This is a genomic window from Microbacterium koreense, assembly GCF_042677105.1.
Classification (GTDB): domain Bacteria; phylum Actinomycetota; class Actinomycetes; order Actinomycetales; family Microbacteriaceae; genus Microbacterium; species Microbacterium koreense.
The window spans coordinates 781,314-800,673 of the sequence record NZ_JBHTIM010000001.1; the positions used below are offsets into that span (position 1 = coordinate 781,314).

Below are 19,360 nucleotides of genomic sequence, written 5' to 3' on the forward strand. Positions count from 1 at the left end.
ATGAGATTCCCAGTCTCCGTGCAGGATCCCACTCCTGCACTCGCGTCGTCTCAGCCTATACGGATGGCTCGCTTCGCGAAACCCCCACGGCGCTGATTCGTCATCGGGAATTCACCCGAACCTACTCCGATGCCTCAACCACAACGGGGCCCCCGCGAACGCGGGAGCCCCGTTGCCGGCCGAAGCCGTATTACGGTGCGACGAGCGTGAAGACCGTCGTCTGGGTGTTGCCGGCGACGTCGTACACGACGAGGGTGTTCTCGCCGAGCTGTCCGCCGAAGGTGCCGGGCTTGACGAAGTTCACGTCAGACCAGGCGTTGTTGGAGAGATCCTTCACGACGCCGTTGAGCGTGATCTTGTCGATCTTGCCCGCGTCGTGCAGCTTGAAGCTGACGAGCGAGTACGTGCCGTCGGCACCGACCGTGAAGTTGTCGCCCGCCTTGACCGTCGCCTTCGGGGCGGTCGTGTCGATCGTGAAGGCGTGCTCGCGGGTGGCCGAGATGTTGCCGGCCGTGTCCTGCGAGTTGTAGCGCACCATGTACGAGCCCTCCGGCAGCGTCACCGTAGCGGTGTGGCTGACGGCCTTCTCGCCGTTACCGGCGGTCTGGGTGGACTTGACCAGCTTGCCGTTCTGGTAGATGTTCGCGACGACGCGGGACAACCCGATCTCGTCGGTGGCATCCACCTGCACCTGCAGTGCGTTGAACGGTCCGGCAGTCGTCGGCGCGACGAGCGTCGTCACCGGCTTGGTGGTGTCGACGTGGATCGTCGCGGCCAGAGCGAGAAGCGCGTCAGCCACATCGCCGGGACCCGCCGCCGCGGCCGCCGCCTCAAGGGCGGCGATCGCCTCGCGTGCCTTGGCGGGGTTGGCTGCGAGCGACTTCGCCGTCTCGAACTGTGCCATCAACGTCGTGACGTCGGCACCGGTCCGGCCCAGCTGGTCGATGTACGACCCGGCGACCGCGAAGCTCGGGGCGTGTGCGATCGTCGGCTGCGCCTGGGCGTTGAATTCGTCGCGCTGCCATTCGGCGGCGGCGGCGAGTTCATTCTCCGAGAGGTAATCACTGGCGGTCAGCCCAAGGCTGTCGAACCCGCGGCCGATCTCGTTGCCGAAGATGTTGCCGTTGTACCAGTACGCCGACCAGTAGCCCGCCAGGACGAGTCCGGCGTCGCTCACCGGGCCGCGGTCGAAGTAGGCGATCTCGACCGGGTTCGCGCTGTCGGTGAAGTCGAACACCGACAAGCCACCCTGGTACCAGGCCTGGACCATGATGTCGCGACCGGGAACCGGAACCAGCGAGCCGTTGTGCGCGACGCAGTTCTCGGTAGCCGACTGGACGGCAGGCATCTTGTAGTAGCTGGCGAATTCCAACTTTCCGTCGACGATGTCGAAGATGGCGTTGGCGCCCCACTCGGGTGCGTCGGTGTCGCGGCAACGCGCGCCGCCTCCGCCGCCCCACTCGTCGGTGAAGACGACCTTCGTGCCGTCGTTGTTGAACGTGGCCGAGTGCCAGTACGCGAAGTTGGGGTCCGAGACCTCGTCGACGCGCTGCGGGTTGGCGGGATCGCTGATGTCGATCAGGATGCCGTTGCCCTCACACGCACCCGCGGCCAGCCCGATTTCGGGATACGCGGTGATGTCGTGGCAGGCATCGGTCACGGGGGAGGGCGACCAGGACCCGCCGGACGGGTGGCGCGGCGTCTGCGGCGTTCCCTGGAGGCCGGCGGGGCTGCCCGTTTCGGCATCCGCGAACAACCGTGCCTTGTTGACGACCTCGGCTGCTGCCGGGTTGGCCAGCGGAACCTTGATCACCTCGACCAAGAAGCGCGAGCCGAGGATCGGGTTGCCCTCAGCGTCGAGCTGCGACTCGAGGGTGTTGCCGTTCACGTTCGTGCATCCGCCGGGGACGTTCGGCGACGTCGTGCGCACGCCCGCGGTTCCCGAGACGTAGACGTAGACGTTGTCGGCGTCGTCGGCATCTTCGACGACGGTGTGCGTGTGCGAGCCGCGACAGGTCTGCACGGCTGCCACCTGGACGGGAGCGAGGATGTCGGTGATGTCGAAGACGCGCACGCCGCGGAAGTTCTGCGGGTCGGAGGTCGCCGGGTTCTCCGTGCCGCAGTCGATGCGGCCCGGTCCCGACTCGACCGACATGAAGAGCAGGTTGCCGTAGACCGAGACGTCGCCCTGTCCGCCGGGGCAGACGTAGGTTCCCTTGAGTTCCGGAGCCGCCGCGTCGCTGACGTCGTAGATCTGGAACCCGTTGTAGTTGCCCGAGATGGCGTAGTCGCCGGTGAAGGCGAGGTCGGAGTTGTAGTTGTTGAACGCACTCGTCTTGGGCTGCGTCGACAGGAGCGTCACGTTGCTGGCTGCTTGACCGGCGTCGAAGAGTCCGGCTGAGAGGCCTTCGCGCGGATCCGCGTCATCGTTGACCGCGGTGGCAGCCGTGGCCGAGACCACGGAGAGACCGAGGGTGACAGCACCCACGGTGGCGAGGGCGCGTGTTCTCCAACGCGCGCCGGTGGACAATCTGGTTTTCATGCGGGGAGGGCCCTTCGGTTTCGACTTCTCATCAGCGATTTGTTGCGGAACGTTGTAGGCCGAAGTGCAGTTCGACCACCGTGTACGGGTGGATTGGCGCACTTCGCATACATGGGGATGTGGAGTTGTATGTTCTGGAATCTATCCATTTGCTGAGAATCCTGTCTACGGTTTGCGTTAAGTTCCTGTTTCGATTTCTGTGCGTCGAGCAGGATGCACAGCATGATTGATCTACCCCCGAACGAGAGGCACCCCTGAATGTCGACCTCGATGAAGACGTTGGCAGCTGCCACGCTCGTGGTGCTCGCGTCTGTACTCGCGGCTTGCACGACGGATGCCGAACCCGCGCCGACCTCGACCGCGCCCGTCATCCAACTGGGCGCCCCAGGCGAGGACGGTCGCACACTGAGTCCGGATGAAGTCGCCGGGCTGACCACGGCGCCCTATGTCGAAGCGGACGTGTTGTTCGTGCGTGACATGCTCCACCACCACTCGCAGGCATTGATCATGACCGGCTACGTCGACGAGCGCACCGACAATCCCGACCTCCAGTTGATCGCCGAGAGGATGGATGTCAGCCAGACCGACGAGATGGACCTGATGGAGAGCTGGCTGCAGCAGCGGGGTGAGGCCGCACGCGACCCTGACGGCGGCCACCTGGGGCACTCGATCGCGACGATGCCCGGCATCTTGACCGATGAGCAACTCGCCGAGCTCGAGGCGGCTCGGGGTGCTGAGTTCGACCGCCTCTTCCTCGAGTACATGATCATCCACCACCAGGGCGCGATCACGATGGTCACCGAGCTGTATGAGGCGGGCGGCGGGCAGGAGACCGCCATCGACCAGATCGCCCGTCATGTCGAGGCCGATCAGAACATCGAGATCGGACGGATGCGGACGATGCTTGCCTCGATGGACTGACAGCCCGCCGCTACGCTGGCGCCATGACAACGCTCGTCTTGACTGTCGTGGGTGCCGACCGTGCGGGAATCGTCGCGCAGTTGGCGGAGGTGATCGCCGAGCACGGCGGAAACTGGGAGCGCAGCGAACTCGCCGAACTCTCTGGGGCGTTCGCGGGCATCGTCGAGGTGTCGGTGCCCGACGATCGGTCTGACGCTCTGCGCGCCGCTCTCGGGGTCCTCGACGGACTCCTCACCATCGCGGTGCAGGCATCCCACGACGGCGCGGATGCCGAGACTCCGACGGCGACCATCGACGTGCTCGGCAACGACCACGCCGGCATCGTGCGCGACATCACCGCGGTGTTGCGCGAGAGCGGGCTGAGCATCGAGCGGATGACCACCGAGACGCGAGAAGCGGCGATGTTCGGCGGACGCCTGTTCGAGGCATCCGTCACCGCGAGCGTTCCGGCATCCGTCGATCTGGATGCGGTCACCGCCGCGCTCGAGAAACTGGCCGCAGAGCTCCAGGTCGATGTCACCCTCGCCGGCTGACCCCCGTCAACTCACCCACCCGCGAGGCTCAGTCTTCGCCGCGAGAATCGCCTGCCGCAGATGATTCTCGGGCTCAGAACCAATTCTCGCCGGCCCGCCGAGTTCGCCGGCACCCACTGATAGCGGCGCCGCCGACGGGTCGTGCGCTCACCGGGGCAAAGCAAAACCCCCGCCATGTAGAAGCTAGGCGAGGGTTTCTGGGCCGATTGTAATGATCAGCCTTGTGGCTCCGACGGGCGTCGATCCCGTGACCTCACGATTTTCAGTCGTGCGCTCTACCAACTGAGCTACAGAGCCGCGCGGCATGCGAAGACGCCGCGTCCTAGACGAAAGCCCCTCCGAGAAGGGGCTGTCGCTCGGAGCGACCCTGACGGGACTTGAACCCGCGACCTCCGCCGTGACAGGGCGGCACGCTAACCAACTGCGCTACAGGGCCATGCGTATTGAGTTGTGTGCGGTTTTTGTGACCCCAACGGGATTCGAACCCGTGCTACCGCCGTGAAAGGGCGGCGTCCTAGGCCGCTAAACGATGGGGCCGAATGAGCTCTGAATCCTGCGATCCGGTGCTCACGCTTACCGACGCTCAAGCATACGAGATCCGCAGCCAATGCGCCAATCGAGCGTGCGACGCTCTGTCGGCCCCCGCCGCGGCCGCCACGGCCGAGGCGGGGATTCCTGGCAAACCGTTGCGGATGTGACCGATGTTGCTAGTGTGAATAGCGTCGGTTTCATGACGGGAGGGGGAGCCGTGCAGGCCGAGCAGGCTCACACCGAGTGCGATTGCGCTCCCTCGCCTGACGAGAAACGCCGCCTCTGGCCCCACCTGTCGCGCCGATCCGCGCTCGGGGTCGGAGCACTCGGCGCCGCCATCGTGGCCGGACTCGCAGGCCCGATCGTCGCCCCGGCGTTCGCCGCCACCTACCCCTCGTGGGAAGACGTCGAGCGGGCGAAGGCGAACGAGTCCGCCAAGAACGCCGAGATCGCCCGCATCCAGCAGCTCATCCGCGATCTCGAGGCTGACGTCGCGGCCAAGAACGCCGCGGCTGAAGCAGCCGCGAACGAGTACTTCGTCGCGCAGCAGGACTACTCCGACGCGGCCTTCCGCGCCGAACAGCTGCAGGCCGAGGCGGATGCCCAGGCCGCCACTGCGAAGGATGCTGCAGAGAAGGCCGGCAAGGTCGCCGCTCAGCTGTACCGCAGTGGAGGCGATGACACCGCCCTCGAACTCTTCTTCTCGGGCTCGGCCGCCTCGGCCGACGAGCTGCTGGACCGGCTCGGCACGATGGACAAGCTGCTTGAGCGCAACCACGACGTGTATGCCCAGGCGATCACCGCCCGCGATGCGGCACAGAACCTCACCGATCAGGCCGAGGTGCAGCGGGCGGAACGCGACCGGCTGCAGAAGATCGCCGAATCGAAGATGATCGCCGCGCAGCAGGCCGCCGAGGCGGCCGCAGCGGCCCTCGCAACGCAAGAGGTGCACCGGGGCGAGCTGCAGGCTCAGCTCGCGGCGTTGCAGGATACCACCCAGAAGACCGTCGCCCAGTATCAAGAAGGCGAGCGCATCCGCAAAGAAGAGGAGCGGCGACGCGCAGAAGAGGCGGCACGCCGGGCCAAAGAAGAGGCCGAGAAGCAGAGCCAGAACAGCGGTGGCGGCGGCGGTTCCGTCGGCGGCAGCGGCTGGGCGCGTCCGTCATCCGGAGGCAAGACCTCCGGGTACGGCCCTCGCTACAGCCAATGCGGCAACGGCTACTGCGCGAGCGGGTGGCATCTCGGCGTCGATATGGCCACTGGTTGCGGCGCCGGCATCTACGCCGCCGCCGCCGGCCGGGTCACCTACGCGACGTGGTACGGCGGCTACGGCCAATACGTGCGCATCGATCACGGCAACGGCATCAGCACGGGATACGGTCATGCATCACAGATCCTCGTCGGCTGGGGGCAGAACGTCAGCGCGGGCCAGTTGATCGCCCGCGAGGGGCAGACGGGCAACTCTTTCGGATGCCACCTGCACTTCGAGGTCTATACCCCGAGCGGCACGGTCGATCCCTCGCCGTTCATGGCGGCTCGCGGCATCCGTCTTTGACGTCGCACCGAGACGTCGCGTACTGAAACGACAGAGGTCGCCGCATCCGCTCGGATGCCGCGACCTCTTCCGTGTCTGAGACTCAGAGAGAGTTGGGGGCTTCGCCCTCACCCTGCGTCTTCGTCTGGCCCTCGTGCTCAGCGAAGCGCTCGAACGCCTCGCTCACCAGGCGCTCGGCCTCAGCGGCGTCGGCCCATTCGTCGACCTTGACCCACTTGCCGGGCTCGAGATCTTTGTAGTGCTCGAAGAAGTGGCCGATCTCGTTCTTGGTCCACTCGTCGAGGTCGCCGACGTCCTGGATGTGCGCCCAGCGCGGGTCCTTGGCGAGAACGGCCACGACCTTGTCGTCTCCGCCGGCCTCGTCGCTCATCTTCAGCACGCCGACCGGGCGGACCTTCGCGAGCACACCCGGGTAGATGTCGCGGTCGAGCAGCACGAGCACGTCGAGCGGGTCGCCGTCCTCACCCAGGGTGTTCTCGAAGAACCCGTAGTTGCTCGGGTAGCCCATGGGGGTGAACAGCACGCGGTCGAGGAAGACGCGGCCGGTGCCGTGGTCGACTTCGTACTTCACCCGGCTGCCGCGCGGGATCTCGATGACGGCGTCGTACGCGCCCATGTCGGTGCTCCTTAGAAAGTCGGTGGATGCCGCCGACCAGCCTAGCCGGGGCGCCACGACCGGTTGACCCGTGCGTCGGCGGACTACCGTGGGAATCGTGGATGACCGCAGACCGGGGCTGAACCCCGCCGTCGCCGAGGTGCGACGGAACGTGCGGGCGCATCTGCCTGCGGAGGGAACGATCATCGTCGGACTGTCGGGCGGGGCGGACTCGCTCGCCCTGGCCGCGGCCGTTGCGTTCGAAGCGCCGGGGCGGGGGGTCGCCGTCGTCATCGACCACGGGCTCCAATCCGGCAGCGCCGAGGTCGCCGCAGCCGCAGCCCGTGCGGCGGAAGGGCTGGGGTTGCGTGCCCGGGTCGCGCGCGTCGAGGTCCCGAGCGTGGGTGGACCCGAAGCCGCGGCGCGCTCGGCCCGCTACACGGCCTTGCGAGGTGCCGCCCGTGAGGAGGGTGCCGACGCCGTGATGGTGGCCCACACGCTCGACGACCAGGCCGAGACTGTTCTGCTCGGACTCGCCCGCGGGTCCGGGGCGGGGAGCCTGCAGGGAATGTCGCCGACGAGCGACTTCGACGGCATCGCGCTCATCAGGCCCCTCCTCGATGTGCGCCGCGAAACGACACGCGCCGCGTGCGTGGCCGAGGGCCTGACGCCCTGGGATGACCCGCACAACGTCGACGACCGCTACACCCGCGTCCGCGTGCGCCGGCACATCCTGCCGGTAATGGAGGACGAACTCGGGCCCGGCATCGCCGAGGCGCTCGCGCGCACCGCCACGCAACTCCGCGAGGATGCCGCGGCGTTCGACGAGATGATCGACGAGACGATCGAAGACATCGTCGAGCCTGCCGAAGCAGGGATCGCGGTCTCGGTGGCGGCGCTGGCCGCGAACCCGGCCGCCCTACGGCACCGCATCATCCGACACGTTGTCGCCAGCGAGTTCCATCAGAGCCTTACGCGCACGCAGACGGTCGCAGTGGCCCGCCTCGTCACGCACTGGTCGGGACAGGGGGCGATCGATCTTCCCGGATGCCGCGCCCGCCGGGTCGCCGGAACGATCGAGTTCACCCGACGCGAGTGAGAGAGGGTGCCGTGGGCACCGCTACCCATTCAGGCGCGCATACCAGGTCGATACCGTGGGCACCACCATGGCCGACGTCGTCTTCCGACACTCCGACTTCACCGATGCGGTGACGCATCTTCGCGATGCGGGCGACGCAGCGGTCGACATGGTGTGTCCGGCCTTCGGCGTCGTCGGATCCGCGATCGTCGAATCAGCCCTGGTCGGCGTCGACGGCGTGTTTCGGGGCGCGATCGTCGCGCTCGCCGAGGTCGGGGCGCAACTCGCCGTCGACACCGAGACCGTGCACGCGGAACTGCGTGAACTCGACACACAGATGGCGGGGGGTCGGTCGTGACGCTGCCGGGAATCGGCGCGGATCCTGGGCAGGGAGACGTCGATGCCATTCGCGGACTTGCCGCGTTCTTCCGTGCTCGGGCGACCGGTGAGCGTGAACGTCGTGAGGCGGCCTTGCGGGGTCTGCCGGCGTTGTCGCCGGTGGTGGCGCTCAGCGTGGATGCGCTGCGCCCTCGGGTGACGGTGCTCGCCGACCGCTTCGCGGCGGTGGCGGATGCGGCGGACTCGGCCGCCGTCATCCTGGACGACTACGCCCTCGCCGTCGAAGATCTGCAGACGCGCGCTTCGGCGGCCCTCGCGCAGGCTCACAGTGACTACGCCGACATCTGGGCGCGGAGGGACGCGGCGCTGAACGCGGCATCCGACCTCGCTCTGGGCTGGACGCTGGACTGGGACGACGTCGTGCCGTCGTGGATGTACCTCGACGATCACGCCCACCTGGTCCACTGGCAGACGGCGATCGACGACTACTGTGTCGCGCGCGCCGTCTACAACGCGCTCCACGAGGAGCGTGAGGAACTCGACCGGGCGACCGCCGGTCGATTGGCGAGCATCCCACTGATCGCGGAGATCACGCGTGATGACCCCGTCTCGGCGCCGGCCGCGGCAGCGCTCGCCGCGCTGTGGGCGGGCGACACCGGTGCCCTCACCGCTCACCAGATCGCCGCACTCGGTGACCCGGTGCTGATCCGTGAGGTGTGGGACAGCCTCGACCCGAGGCGACGTGAAGCGCTCATCGAGCAATCGCCGCGGGTGATCGGCAACCTCGACGGCATCCCGCTCGGCGATCGCATCGCGGCGAACCACCTCACCATCGCCGACGAGATCTCGGGGCACGAGGCCGAGATGGCGCGGCTCGATGAGATGCGTGATGACGCGCTCGAGGTCGCCTACCACAGCGGGGACGCCGTCGACAGGCACTACGACGACCTGATAGCCGAGCACCAGCGGATGATCGACTACTACGAGGGGCTCCTGACGCAGGAGGTCACGGTGACCGACCAGCAGGGCGCGGCGAGCATCGAAACCGGCGCGCGAGTGGTGGTCTTCGACCCATCGGCTCAGGCGATCGCGACGTACCACGGGCCGATCGATCCACGGACGGGGGACATCCCTGCGGGAATCGAGTCGGTGGCGATCTCGGTTCCGGGTACCGGTTCGAACCTCACCGACTTCGGCGATGCGCGCGCGGCCGACCTGCAGGCAGCGGCGGGTCCCCGCTCCGCCGTCTTCCAGTGGGCCGGCGGGCATTTCCCGCAATCGATCCCCGAAGCGATGAGTACGTCGTACTCGCACGACCTCGCCCCACGCCTGCGTGACTTCGCGGCCGGCGTCGCCGTGCCAGCGGGCGCCACGCTGACCGTGGTGGGCCACAGTTACGGCGGCGCCACCGTCGGGCTGGCCGAGGCGGCGGGGTTGAAAGCCGACCGCGTGCTCTATGTCGCCGCCGCCGGTATGGGCGAGGGTGTCTCGAATCTCGACGACTTCCCGCATACTGCTGGGGTGCCCCACTACGCGATGATGAGCCGCAACGACATGGTCGTGGGCCTCATCCAAGGTCGCGAGGGCGAACTGCACGCCCTGCACGGCCAGTCGGCGCTCACGGCTGACGGGGTCACGCGGCTCGAAACCGGAATGATCGACGACGCCGACCCGAACAGCACCGATATCGAGGACTACAACGTCCCCGGCAACGGCATGCCTGCCGCAATCGACAGTCATAGCTCGCTGTACACACCGGGATCGACCGCCTTCGACAACATGGTGGCCGTGATCACCGGTCGCGAGGCAGAGCTCTACGCCGAGGACCAGATCATGATCGCCGGTGGCCGCCCCATCACGATCGACGGGATCGACCGCGGCGACTATGAACCCGCCTACGTCGAGGTGGACTGACGCATGTCCCGGCTCGTCGCCGCGCTCGCTGTCGCGGTCCTCGCCCTCGCCCTCGGAGGATGCACCATGTCCGCAGAAAGCCGCCTCGACGAGTTCCACGCCGAGGCTGACCGCATCCTCGCCGACACCGTCGCCGTCGTGCCAGAAGACCTGATCGCCGAAGACGCGTTCCTCGAATCCGAACCGCGCTTCGGCCCCGTCGAGGGCTCACCTTCACCGTCACAGCCGGCGTGGTGGCAGTCGCGGGCGTACTACAACCTCGTGACGGAGACAGATGCGTCGGCCCGCGCATTCGAGGCGGTGGCCACTCATCTCGAAGAAGACGGCTGGACCCGATCTCGCGTGCGCGAGATCGACGGCTGGATAACAGACGGGTTCTGTCACGAGCTCGACAGCGGTGACTGGTACATCGAGGTGACATGGGTGCCGACGGCGCCGGACCTCGCGGAGATCCTCAGGGTGCTCGTCGTCAGTCCGACGACAGTGCGCGGTGACAACGAGTCCCCGTCATAGACTCTCCTCATGCGGGCAGCCGACATCCAGAACGACCTGACCGACGTCCTCGTCACCGAGGAGCAGATCCGCGAGAAGCTCGATGAGATCGCGGCGCAAGTGGCCGAGGACTATGCCGGAAAAGAGCTGCTGCTCGTCGGGGTGCTCAAGGGCGCCATCATGGTGATGGCCGACTTCGCCCGGGCGCTGCCGATGCACGCTCCGATGGACTGGATGGCGGTCTCGTCGTACGGGGCATCGACCAAATCGAGCGGCGTCGTGCAGATCCGCAAGGACCTCGACACCCCACTTGCCGGAAAGCACGTGCTGATCGTCGAGGACATCATCGACTCAGGCCTGACGCTCAGCTGGCTTCTTGAGAACTTCGAATCGCGGGGCGCGGCATCGATCGAGGTCTTCTCGCTGCTGCGCAAGCCGGATGCCGCGAAGGTCGAGGTGCCGTGCAAATACGTCGGCTTCGACATCCCGAATGACTTCGTGGTGGGTTACGGACTCGACTACGCCGAGCGGTACCGCAACCTGCGTGATGTGGCGGTACTCGCGCCACACGTCTACAACTGACGGCTTGAGCGGGGCGTACGCCGTGGGCGAATGCACAGTCCTGACATAGGGTGCCCGCGATACCCTGTTCGGACTGTCCGGTGCGCCCGCGCGCCGACGGTTCGTCCGACGAAAGGGACCGGCACCCGCCGCCACCATGTTCAAGAAGCTCTCCCGCAACCCCCTCGTCTACGTCGTGCTCATCGGCGTGCTGCTCATCGTGGGCTTCATGCTCATCTCGAGCCTCGGCGGGGCGAAGCAGATCTCCACGCAAGAGGGACTTGAACTGCTCAAGGGCGGGACGGTCACCGAGGTCACGACGACCGACGGAGACCAGCGCGTCGATATGACCCTCTCGAGCGCCTATGAAGGTTCCGAAGAGGTGCAGTTCTACTACGTCGGTGCCCGCGCCGAAGAGGTCGTCGACGCGATCAATGCCGCCGACCCCTCCGACGGGTTCAACGACGTCGTGCCGCGCCCCAGCTTCTTCGACGGGTTCCTCTCGCTGCTGCTGCCGATCCTGCTGCTGGGTCTGCTCTTCTGGTTCCTCATGTCCAGCGCGCAAGGCGGCGGATCGCGCGTCATGCAGTTCGGCAAGTCCCGCGCGAAGCTCGTCACCAAGGAAATGCCGCAGGTGACGTTCCAGGATGTCGCGGGCTCGGACGAAGCGATCGAAGAGCTCGAAGAGATCAAGGACTTCCTGAAGGATCCCGCCAAGTTCCAGGCCGTGGGTGCGCGCATCCCGAAGGGCGTGCTGCTGTACGGTCCGCCCGGAACCGGAAAGACCCTGCTCGCCCGTGCCGTCGCCGGCGAGGCCGGGGTGCCGTTCTACTCGATCTCGGGATCGGACTTCGTCGAGATGTTCGTCGGTGTCGGCGCGAGCCGCGTGCGTGACCTGTTCAACCAGGCCAAGGAGAATTCGCCCGCCATCATCTTCATCGACGAGATCGACGCCGTCGGCCGCCACCGCGGCGCCGGAATGGGCGGCGGTCACGACGAGCGCGAGCAGACCCTCAACCAGATGCTGGTCGAGATGGACGGCTTCGACCCCAAGGTCAACGTCATCGTCATCGCGGCGACCAACCGCCCCGACATCCTCGACCCGGCGTTGCTGCGCCCCGGTCGTTTCGACCGGCAGATCGGCGTGGACGCCCCCGACCTCAAGGGTCGCGAGCGGATCCTCGACGTGCACGGGCGCGGCAAGCCCCTCGCCGACAGCGTCGACCTCGAGGTCGTCGCGCGCAAGACGCCCGGTTTCACCGGTGCCGACCTCGCCAACGTGCTCAACGAGGCCGCCCTGCTCACCGCGCGCAGCAACGCCCAGCTGATCGACAACCGGGCACTGGACGAGGCGATCGACCGCGTCATCGCCGGCCCCCAGCGACGGACGCGCGTCATGAAGGACAAAGAGAAGTTGATCACCGCCTACCACGAGGGCGGGCACGCGCTCGTGGCGGCGGCGATGAACCACTCCGACCCCGTGACGAAGATCACGATCTTGCCGCGCGGAAAGGCCCTCGGCTACACGATGGTGATGCCGCTCGAAGACAAGTACTCGGTCACCCGCAACGAGCTGCAGGATCAGCTTGCCTGGGCCATGGGCGGCCGCGTCGCGGAAGAGATCATCTTCCACGATCCGACCACGGGCGCGTCGAATGACATCGAGAAGGCCACGAACATCGCGCGTCGGATGGTCACCGAGTACGGAATGACGGTCGATGTCGGTCCGGTCAAGCTCGGACAGTCCTCGGGCGAGGTCTTCATGGGGCGCGACATGGGGCACGGCCGTGATTTCTCGGAGCGGGTCGCAGAACAGGTCGACGCGCAGGTGCGCCAACTGCTCGAGCAGGCACACAACGAAGCGTACGAGGTGCTCAACGCGAACCGCGCGATCCTCGACAAGCTCGCTCTCGCGTTGCTCGAGAAGGAGACACTCGACCACCTCGAGATCGGCGAGATCTTCGCGGATGTGCACAAGCTCCCGCGGCGACCGCTGTGGCTGTCGAGCGAGGATCGGCCCGTGTCGCAGCAGCCGCCCATCGACGTGCCCAAGCGTCGCGACGACGCGGGACTCGCGGCATCCGTCGAAGCCGAGACCGAGGCGACCGAGAAGGCTCCCGCGCGTCGCCCGCAGGGGCACACACGCCCCGCGACGGCATAGGCTCACTCGCGTGGCCGTCGATCGCCCGCGCGTCGCCGCGCTGGTCCGTGAGTTGCTCGAAGCGATCGGGGAAGACCCCGAGCGCCCGGGTCTGCGGACGACCCCCGAACGGGTCGCCGACGCGTACGGCGAGTTCTTCTCAGGCGTGGGGATGGATGCGGCGGCGCCCCTGGCCCACACCATCTCGGTGACCCGCGGGCCCGCACCCGACACGCTTCCGTCCGGTGCGGTGATGCTGCGCGACATCCGGTTCCGCTCGGTGTGCGAACACCACCTGCTGCCCTTCCGCGGCCACGCGCACATCGCCTATCTGCCGGGCGAGGAGGTCGTGGGCCTCGGCGCCCTCCCCCGCGTGGTCGACATCCTCGCGTCGCGCCCGCAGGTGCAGGAGCGGCTCGGCGAGCAGATTGCCGACGCGATCGACGCCTCGCTCGACACGCGTGGCGTGCTCGTCGTTCTCGACGCCGTCCACGAGTGCGTGACCATGCGGGGCGAGCGTCAGTCGGCGGCGTCGACCGTGACGATCGCGGCGCGCGGCGAGTTCAGCGAGCCTACGGGCCGCGCCGAGATCATCGCCCTGCTCGGCGGGGTCGCGCGATGACCCTCGTGATGGGCATCGTCAATGTGACGCCCGATTCGTTCAGCGACGGCGGTCGCTATGCGACGGCGGATGCCGCGACCGCCCACGCGCGCAGCCTGCTGGCCGCCGGGGCCGACATCGTCGACGTCGGGGGAGAGTCCACGCGGCCCGGTGCCGACCGCGTCGACCCCGCCATCGAGCGCGACCGCGCCCTGCCGGTCGTCGCTGCGCTCGCCGCGGACGGTGCCCTCGTGAGCATCGACACGATGAACGCCGAGACCGCCGTCGCTGCGGTGGCCGCCGGAGCGCGGATCGTCAACGACGTCTCGGGCGGCCTCGCCGACCCCGACATGCTCACGGCGGTGGCAGCCACCGACGCCGACGTCGTGCTCGGACACTGGCGCGGCCACTCGGCCGACATGTATGCCCCTGCCGTGTACGACGACGTCGTCGCCGAGGTGCGCGGCGAACTGCAACAGCGCGTCGCGGCGGCCGTCGGGGCCGGCATCCGCCCAGAACGCATCATCGTCGACCCGGGCATCGGGTTCGGCAAGCGCGGCGAGCAGAACTGGCAGACCCTGCGCGGCCTCGACACACTCGTCGCGCTGGGGCCGCGCGTGCTCGTCGGGACCAGCCGCAAGAGGTTCCTCGCCGATGTGCTCGGCGCGGACGCCACCGAGACGCGGCGCGACCTCGCCACGGCGGTGACCAGCGTCATGGCGGCGCGCGCAGGAGTGTGGGGTGTGCGCGTGCACGATGTGACCGCGACCCGTGACGCCCTGCGCGTCGCAGCCTGCGGTGCCGGGCCCGCGAGAAAGGGGCGACCGATGGACGAGATCACGCTGACCGGGGTGCGCGGTTACGGCCACCATGGCGTCTACGACGACGAGCGACGCGAAGGGCAGGAGTTCATCGTCGATGTCACGATGCGACTCGACCTCGCCCCGGCTGCTGCGAGCGACGACGTCGCCGATACCGTGCACTACGGCGAGGTCGCCGAGCGCATCGTCGAGATCATCGAAGGACCTCCCGCCGACCTCATCGAGGTGGTCGCCGAGCGCATCGCCGACGACCTGCGGGCCCGCGAGCGCGTGCGCGGCGTGACGGTGACCGTCCACAAACCGTCCGCACCGATCACCGTCCCGTTCTCCGACGTGTCGGTCACGGTCCGGCGGGGTGACGCGTGAGCCGGCGGCTGGCGCAGGGGCCTGAAGGCTCTCCCGAGCGGCGGGATGCGGCATCCGTCGTCGCCGTCGTCGCGCTCGGGGCGAACCTCGGCGACCGTGCCGCGACCATCACGGCCGCCATCGCCGATCTCGCCGCGCTTCCGCTCGTGGAGGAGGTGCGGGCGTCGGCGCCCGTGGAGTCCGTCGCACTCACGCCCGAAGGGCCGGATGCCGACGCCCCCCGGTACCTCAACGCGGTCGCGCTGGTCACCACGCGTCTCGCGCCCTCGGTGCTGCTCGGGTATCTGCACGCCATCGAGGAACGCCACGGCCGTGAACGTGACGGCCGGCGATGGGCGGATCGCACGCTCGATCTCGACCTCATCACCTACGGCGACCTCCACAGCGATGACCCCCGGTTGACGCTTCCGCACCCGCGCGCCGCCGAGCGCGACTTCGTGCTCGTGCCGTGGCTCGCCGTCGATCCTGCCGCAGAACTGCCCGGCCGCGGTCGTGTCGACGACCTGCTCGCCGAGCTCAGGGGAACGGCGTGACGCGCACCGGACCGGGCGTCCTCATCGCCGCCGCCCTGCTGGGCATGGTCGGCGGGTTCGGGCTCGACCAAGTGCTCACGAGCATGGGTCGGGCCACGTTCCGCCCCGACGTCACGCTGCCGATCCTCCTGGTGCTTCTCGGCGGTCTCTCGCTCGCCCTCGCGATCCCGATCCGACGGGCCACCCGCGGCAAGGGGACGATCGTCAACCCGTTTCGCGCATTGCGTGTCGCGGTGCTCGCCAAGGCGTCGAGTATCGTCGGCGCAGCGCTCGGCGGGTTCGGTGCAGGGCTGCTGCTGTTCCTTCTGACCCGTCAGGTCGTGCCGTCGGTAGGCTCGATGGCGACCGTCATCATGACGGCAGTCTGTGGGGGGCTTCTCGTGGTGGCCGCGCTCATCGCGGAACACCTCTGCACCATTCGGAAGGACGACGATGACCAGCAATCCGGAGGCGACGACCCCGGACTCGAGCCCGGCATCCGCTAAGGGCTCAGAGCCGGCGAACGTCGACGCCGCGGCCGCGCCGGCGGACCCGTCCGTCGCATACGAGCAACGCGCGCCCGAGTCGCCCCTGCCTGCGAGGACGGTTCCGGGTGAGGTCGCGAGCACTCACATCGCCGAGGACCACGGCCCCGACCCCGTCCTCGACGCAGGCACCTTCGAACGCGTCAAAGAGCCGCGCGCAGCGGCACGGTTGCCGCTCGGTGACGGCACCTGGCACCAGCTCGCGCGCCAGTACGTCATCGTCCAGCTGATCGCGAGCGGCATCTTCCTCGCGATCGTCGTCGCGGCTACCCTCGTCCTGACCCTCGCGCTCAACCAGGCATGGGCGTGGATCCCCGGCGGCATCATGACCGTGATCATCGTGTGGATGCTGATCATCACGCCGCGACAGGCGAAGTCGTACGGCTACCAGTTGCGCAAGGACGACCTCGTGTTCCGCCGCGGCATCCTGTGGCAGCGCGTCGTCGCGGTGCCTTACGGGCGCATGCAACTGGTCGACATCACCCACGGCCCTCTCGACCGAGGCTTCAAGATCGCGCAGCTGAAGCTCGTGACCGCGGCTGCGACGACCGCGGTGACGATCCCGGGGCTCTCGCAGGAGGCCGCCGAACGCCTCCGCGACACGCTCATCGACGTCGCCGAGACACGCCGGACCGGGCTGTGACCGAGGTCCCTCCCACTGAGCCGGGCGATGCCGCGCCAGCGGGCCCGCCGCATCCGGACCCGTCTGTGCCGGCCGGGACGTCGCATCCGGACCCGTCCGCGTCGCAGGGCGGGACACCCCGGGCGATGACGCGCTCGCCGCTCAGCGACGGCGAATGGCACCGCATGCACCCCTTCTCGCCGCTGCTGCGCGGAGGACTTGCGCTGGTGGTCGTCGCGGGCATCATCATCGCGAATTTCCGCGATCGCTTCATTCAGATCTTCTTCCCGGCGCTCTCGGACTACGACTACGGCGATCCGCTCGACTTCGTCTTCGAGAACAATCTCGTGCTGGTCGCCGGGCTGGTCGTGCTGGGCGTCATCGTGCTGCTCATCGTGATGTTCTGGGTGTCGTGGCGGTTCCACACCTTCCGCATCACGGGTGACGACGTCGAAGTGCGCTCGGGGGTGCTGTTCCGCACCCACCGCCGTGCGCCGTTGGATCGTGTGCAAGGCGTGAACCTGACGCGTCCGATGCTCGCGCGTCTGGTGGGCCTGGCGAAGCTCGAGGTCGTGGGAGCGGGCCTGGATTCGAACGTCAAACTCGAGTATCTGTCGACCGCGAACGCCGAGACGGTTCGCGCCGACATTCTGCGGCTCGCGTCGGGCGCGCAGCTGAGCGAAGCGCGGGCGGATGCCGCCGCTCGGGCGGGAACGCGAGCCGGGGCCGCGGCGGCGACGGTCAGCGCGGGGATCACCGGGCTCATCGAGGGGGCGGAAGAGCCGGCGGACGAACCCGAGTCCGTCGTCGCGATTCCCCCGGGCCGCCTCATCGGGTCGCGGTTGCTGAGCGGCTCCACGGTCGGGCTCGTGATCGCGATCATCGCGATCATCGTCGGATCGATCGTCGGGACGCCGTGGGTGCTGTTCGGCATGGTTCCGGCGCTCCTCGGTTTCGGTGCGTACTGGATCCGATCGATCACCCGGGCACTGCGCTACTCGATCGCCCCGACCTCGAGCGGGGTGCGGATCACCTTCGGGCTGTTCACGACGGTGACCGAGATCCTCCCTCCGGGACGCATCCACGCCGTGCAGGTGTCGCAGTCGATCTTCTGGCGCCCGTTCGGGTGGTGGACGATCTCGGTCAACCGCCTGTCGGGCCGCGGAATGGCGGACAGTAGCCAAGACCAGTTCGCATCGGTGCTGCCCGTCGGCACGCGTGACGATGTCGAACGTGTTCTGCGGCTGTTGCTGCCGAGCCTGCCGAGCGAAGAATGGCCACTCGTGTTCGAGCACGGACTGCTCGGGCCGAGTGAGGGTGATCCGTACACGACGACTCCGCGCCGCGCTCGGCTGCTGCGCCTCCTGACGTGGCGTCGCAATGGGTTCGAGGTTACCGACGATGCGCTTTTCGTTCGCCGCGGCGTCGTGTGGCGCACTCTCGGGATCTTCCCCCTGGCGCGCATGCAGAGCATCTCGATCACGCAGGGGCCGGTCGACCGTGCGCTGCGCGTGGCGAACCTACAGCCTCATACGATCACCGGGACCGTGTCGGGCAACCTCGGCATCCTCGATCGTGACGACGCGCTCGCCGCGTTCGACGAGGTGTCCCGCCGGGTCATCGGCGCGTCGGCGTCGGATCGCACACACCGCTGGGCCGGTGGATCGGATTTCGCGATGCCGGTTGTGAGCGAGACCCATCAGGATTCGGGCGCCTCCGGTGAAGTTCCCGACGGGGTAATCCCGGTTTCGGGGGCTGTTGCCTCGGCGGACGCCGCCGGCCCGGTGCCGGATGTGGTGAGCCCCGAGGCACGCGCCGTGGGTGCGCGTTCGGACGCCCATATCCACCCGAACGCGGGCGCGTCGGAAGAGGTCGTAGACGCGTCGATTTCCGCCGCAGACACGACTGACGTCGCGGATTCTGACCAGGGGAGCGACCGTGACGCGTGACGGACGGCTGGGTGTCGGTGTCATCGGCGCCGGGCGGGTCGGACCGATCATGGCGCTCGCCCTCGGCGGTGCCGGTCACGCGCTCGTGGGGATCACGCACGGGGCCGACGATGCCCGCACGGAGGCGCTTCTCCCTGGTGTTCCGCTGCTCGACGCGCCGCAGATCGTCGAACGCAGCGAACTCGTCGTGATCGCCGTACCGCGCGACCAGTTGGCGGGTCTTGTCGCCGGGCTTGCCGACATCGGCGCCTGGCAGCCGGGCCAGCTCGTCATGCACACCGACCCCGCCGAGGGCCTTGAGGTGTTGGGCCCGGCGGCAGCGAAGGGGGCGATCCCCCTCGCGGTGCACCCCGCGATCGCGTTCACCGGTACGTCCATCGATCTGCGCCGTCTGGCCGGAAGCTTCGCCGCGGTGTCGGCGCCGGGGCCGGTCCTCCCCATCGCCCAAGCCCTCGCCGTCGAGCTTGGATGCGAACCGATCGTGGTCTCCGAAGCACAGCGTCCCGCGTATGCCGAGGCCATCGCGACCGCGACGGCGTTCTCACGGTCGATCGTGGAGCAGTCGACCGGGCTGCTTGCCGACATCGGCGTCGAGAACCCCGGCTCGTACCTTTCGGCCCTCGTCCACGCCACCATCGATGACGCCCTCGCCGGCGCCGGAGTCCGCCCTCCGCTGGATCCGGACGCCCTGCTCGACGACTGACGGCGGGTCAGTCGGAGGCCTCGCATCCAACACCTGGTAG

18 protein-coding genes and 3 tRNA genes are annotated in these 19,360 nt (G+C 68.1%); 16 read left to right on the forward strand and 5 right to left on the reverse strand.

Annotated features, from left to right (window positions below):
- Positions 1-190: 190 nt before the first annotated feature.
- Complete coding sequence (locus ACFQZV_RS03520) at positions 191-2,488, reverse strand: LVIVD repeat-containing protein (RefSeq protein ID WP_378750796.1); 2,298 nt, start codon at positions 2,486-2,488, stop codon at positions 191-193.
- Positions 2,489-2,800: 312 nt separating this feature from the next.
- Between ACFQZV_RS03520 and ACFQZV_RS03525 the strand changes: the two genes are divergently transcribed.
- Together ACFQZV_RS03525 and ACFQZV_RS03530 are read left to right on the forward strand one after the other, a co-directional pair.
- Positions 2,801-3,463, forward strand: a complete 663-nt coding sequence (locus ACFQZV_RS03525; protein ID WP_378750794.1) for a DUF305 domain-containing protein — start codon at positions 2,801-2,803, stop codon at positions 3,461-3,463.
- A 23-nt stretch (positions 3,464-3,486) separates the two neighbouring features.
- Positions 3,487-3,996: a glycine cleavage system protein R gene (locus ACFQZV_RS03530; protein ID WP_378750792.1), complete on the forward strand. Its 510-nt coding sequence runs from the start codon at positions 3,487-3,489 to the stop codon at positions 3,994-3,996.
- A gap of 224 nt (positions 3,997-4,220) precedes the next feature.
- Here the strand turns inward: ACFQZV_RS03530 and ACFQZV_RS03535 are convergent.
- The 3 genes from ACFQZV_RS03535 to ACFQZV_RS03545 all read right to left on the reverse strand — a co-directional run bounded on the left by ACFQZV_RS03535 (position 4,221) and on the right by ACFQZV_RS03545 (position 4,533).
- Positions 4,221-4,293 (reverse strand) — tRNA-Phe (locus ACFQZV_RS03535).
- Positions 4,294-4,358: 65 nt separating this feature from the next.
- A tRNA-Asp gene (locus ACFQZV_RS03540) sits at positions 4,359-4,432 on the reverse strand.
- Positions 4,433-4,460: 28 nt separating this feature from the next.
- Positions 4,461-4,533: transfer RNA gene (locus ACFQZV_RS03545), tRNA-Glu, on the reverse strand.
- A gap of 193 nt (positions 4,534-4,726) precedes the next feature.
- Between ACFQZV_RS03545 and ACFQZV_RS03550 the strand changes: the two genes are divergently transcribed.
- A complete protein-coding gene (locus ACFQZV_RS03550) occupies positions 4,727-6,082 on the forward strand; it encodes a M23 family metallopeptidase (RefSeq protein ID WP_378750790.1) in 1,356 nt (451 codons plus the stop codon).
- Positions 6,083-6,164: 82 nt separating this feature from the next.
- Here ACFQZV_RS03550 and ppa read toward each other — a convergent pair whose 3' ends face one another.
- Positions 6,165-6,698, reverse strand: a complete 534-nt coding sequence (gene ppa, locus ACFQZV_RS03555; RefSeq protein ID WP_378750788.1) for an inorganic diphosphatase — start codon at positions 6,696-6,698, stop codon at positions 6,165-6,167.
- A 97-nt stretch (positions 6,699-6,795) separates the two neighbouring features.
- On the opposite strand from ppa, the gene tilS reads away from it, so the two are divergent.
- From tilS to ACFQZV_RS03620, 13 genes are all read left to right on the forward strand, one after another.
- The gene (gene tilS / locus ACFQZV_RS03560; RefSeq protein WP_378750786.1) at positions 6,796-7,776 is read left to right on the forward strand and encodes a tRNA lysidine(34) synthetase TilS; all 981 of its coding nucleotides are present in this window, start codon (positions 6,796-6,798) and stop codon (positions 7,774-7,776) included.
- Positions 7,777-7,843: 67 nt separating this feature from the next.
- A complete protein-coding gene (locus ACFQZV_RS03565) occupies positions 7,844-8,113 on the forward strand; it encodes a hypothetical protein (protein WP_378783253.1) in 270 nt (89 codons plus the stop codon).
- A complete protein-coding gene (locus ACFQZV_RS03570) occupies positions 8,110-10,008 on the forward strand; it encodes an alpha/beta hydrolase (RefSeq protein WP_378750782.1) in 1,899 nt (632 codons plus the stop codon). Before ACFQZV_RS03565 ends, ACFQZV_RS03570 begins: the two co-directional genes overlap by 4 nt.
- A gap of 3 nt (positions 10,009-10,011) precedes the next feature.
- Positions 10,012-10,521: a hypothetical protein gene (locus ACFQZV_RS03575; RefSeq protein ID WP_378750780.1), complete on the forward strand. Its 510-nt coding sequence runs from the start codon at positions 10,012-10,014 to the stop codon at positions 10,519-10,521.
- Between the two features lie 9 nt (positions 10,522-10,530).
- Positions 10,531-11,082: a hypoxanthine phosphoribosyltransferase gene (gene hpt / locus ACFQZV_RS03580; RefSeq protein ID WP_378750778.1), complete on the forward strand. Its 552-nt coding sequence runs from the start codon at positions 10,531-10,533 to the stop codon at positions 11,080-11,082.
- Positions 11,083-11,218: 136 nt separating this feature from the next.
- On the forward strand, positions 11,219-13,222 hold the full coding sequence (gene ftsH, locus ACFQZV_RS03585; protein ID WP_378750776.1) for an ATP-dependent zinc metalloprotease FtsH: 2,004 nt from the start codon (positions 11,219-11,221) through the stop codon (positions 13,220-13,222).
- A gap of 10 nt (positions 13,223-13,232) precedes the next feature.
- Complete coding sequence (gene folE, locus ACFQZV_RS03590) at positions 13,233-13,823, forward strand: GTP cyclohydrolase I (RefSeq protein ID WP_378750774.1); 591 nt, start codon at positions 13,233-13,235, stop codon at positions 13,821-13,823.
- A complete protein-coding gene (folP, locus tag ACFQZV_RS03595) occupies positions 13,820-14,989 on the forward strand; it encodes a dihydropteroate synthase (protein WP_378750772.1) in 1,170 nt (389 codons plus the stop codon). The genes folE and folP overlap by 4 nt, the downstream gene beginning before the upstream one ends.
- The gene (folK, locus tag ACFQZV_RS03600; RefSeq protein ID WP_378750770.1) at positions 14,986-15,522 is read left to right on the forward strand and encodes a 2-amino-4-hydroxy-6-hydroxymethyldihydropteridine diphosphokinase; all 537 of its coding nucleotides are present in this window, start codon (positions 14,986-14,988) and stop codon (positions 15,520-15,522) included. The genes folP and folK overlap by 4 nt, the downstream gene beginning before the upstream one ends.
- On the forward strand, positions 15,519-16,007 hold the full coding sequence (locus tag ACFQZV_RS03605) for a DUF3180 family protein (protein ID WP_378750769.1): 489 nt from the start codon (positions 15,519-15,521) through the stop codon (positions 16,005-16,007). Before folK ends, ACFQZV_RS03605 begins: the two co-directional genes overlap by 4 nt.
- 127 nt (positions 16,008-16,134) lie before the next feature.
- Positions 16,135-16,689, forward strand: a complete 555-nt coding sequence (locus tag ACFQZV_RS03610) for a PH domain-containing protein (protein WP_449288947.1) — start codon at positions 16,135-16,137, stop codon at positions 16,687-16,689.
- Positions 16,690-16,814: 125 nt separating this feature from the next.
- Positions 16,815-18,617 (forward strand): PH domain-containing protein, encoded by a 1,803-nt coding sequence (locus ACFQZV_RS03615; protein ID WP_378750767.1) that lies wholly within the window; start codon positions 16,815-16,817, stop codon positions 18,615-18,617.
- Entirely contained in the window at positions 18,607-19,320 is a 714-nt protein-coding gene (locus ACFQZV_RS03620) for a DUF2520 domain-containing protein (protein ID WP_378750766.1), read from the forward strand. Before ACFQZV_RS03615 ends, ACFQZV_RS03620 begins: the two co-directional genes overlap by 11 nt.
- The last annotated feature ends 40 nt before the right edge of the window (positions 19,321-19,360 follow it).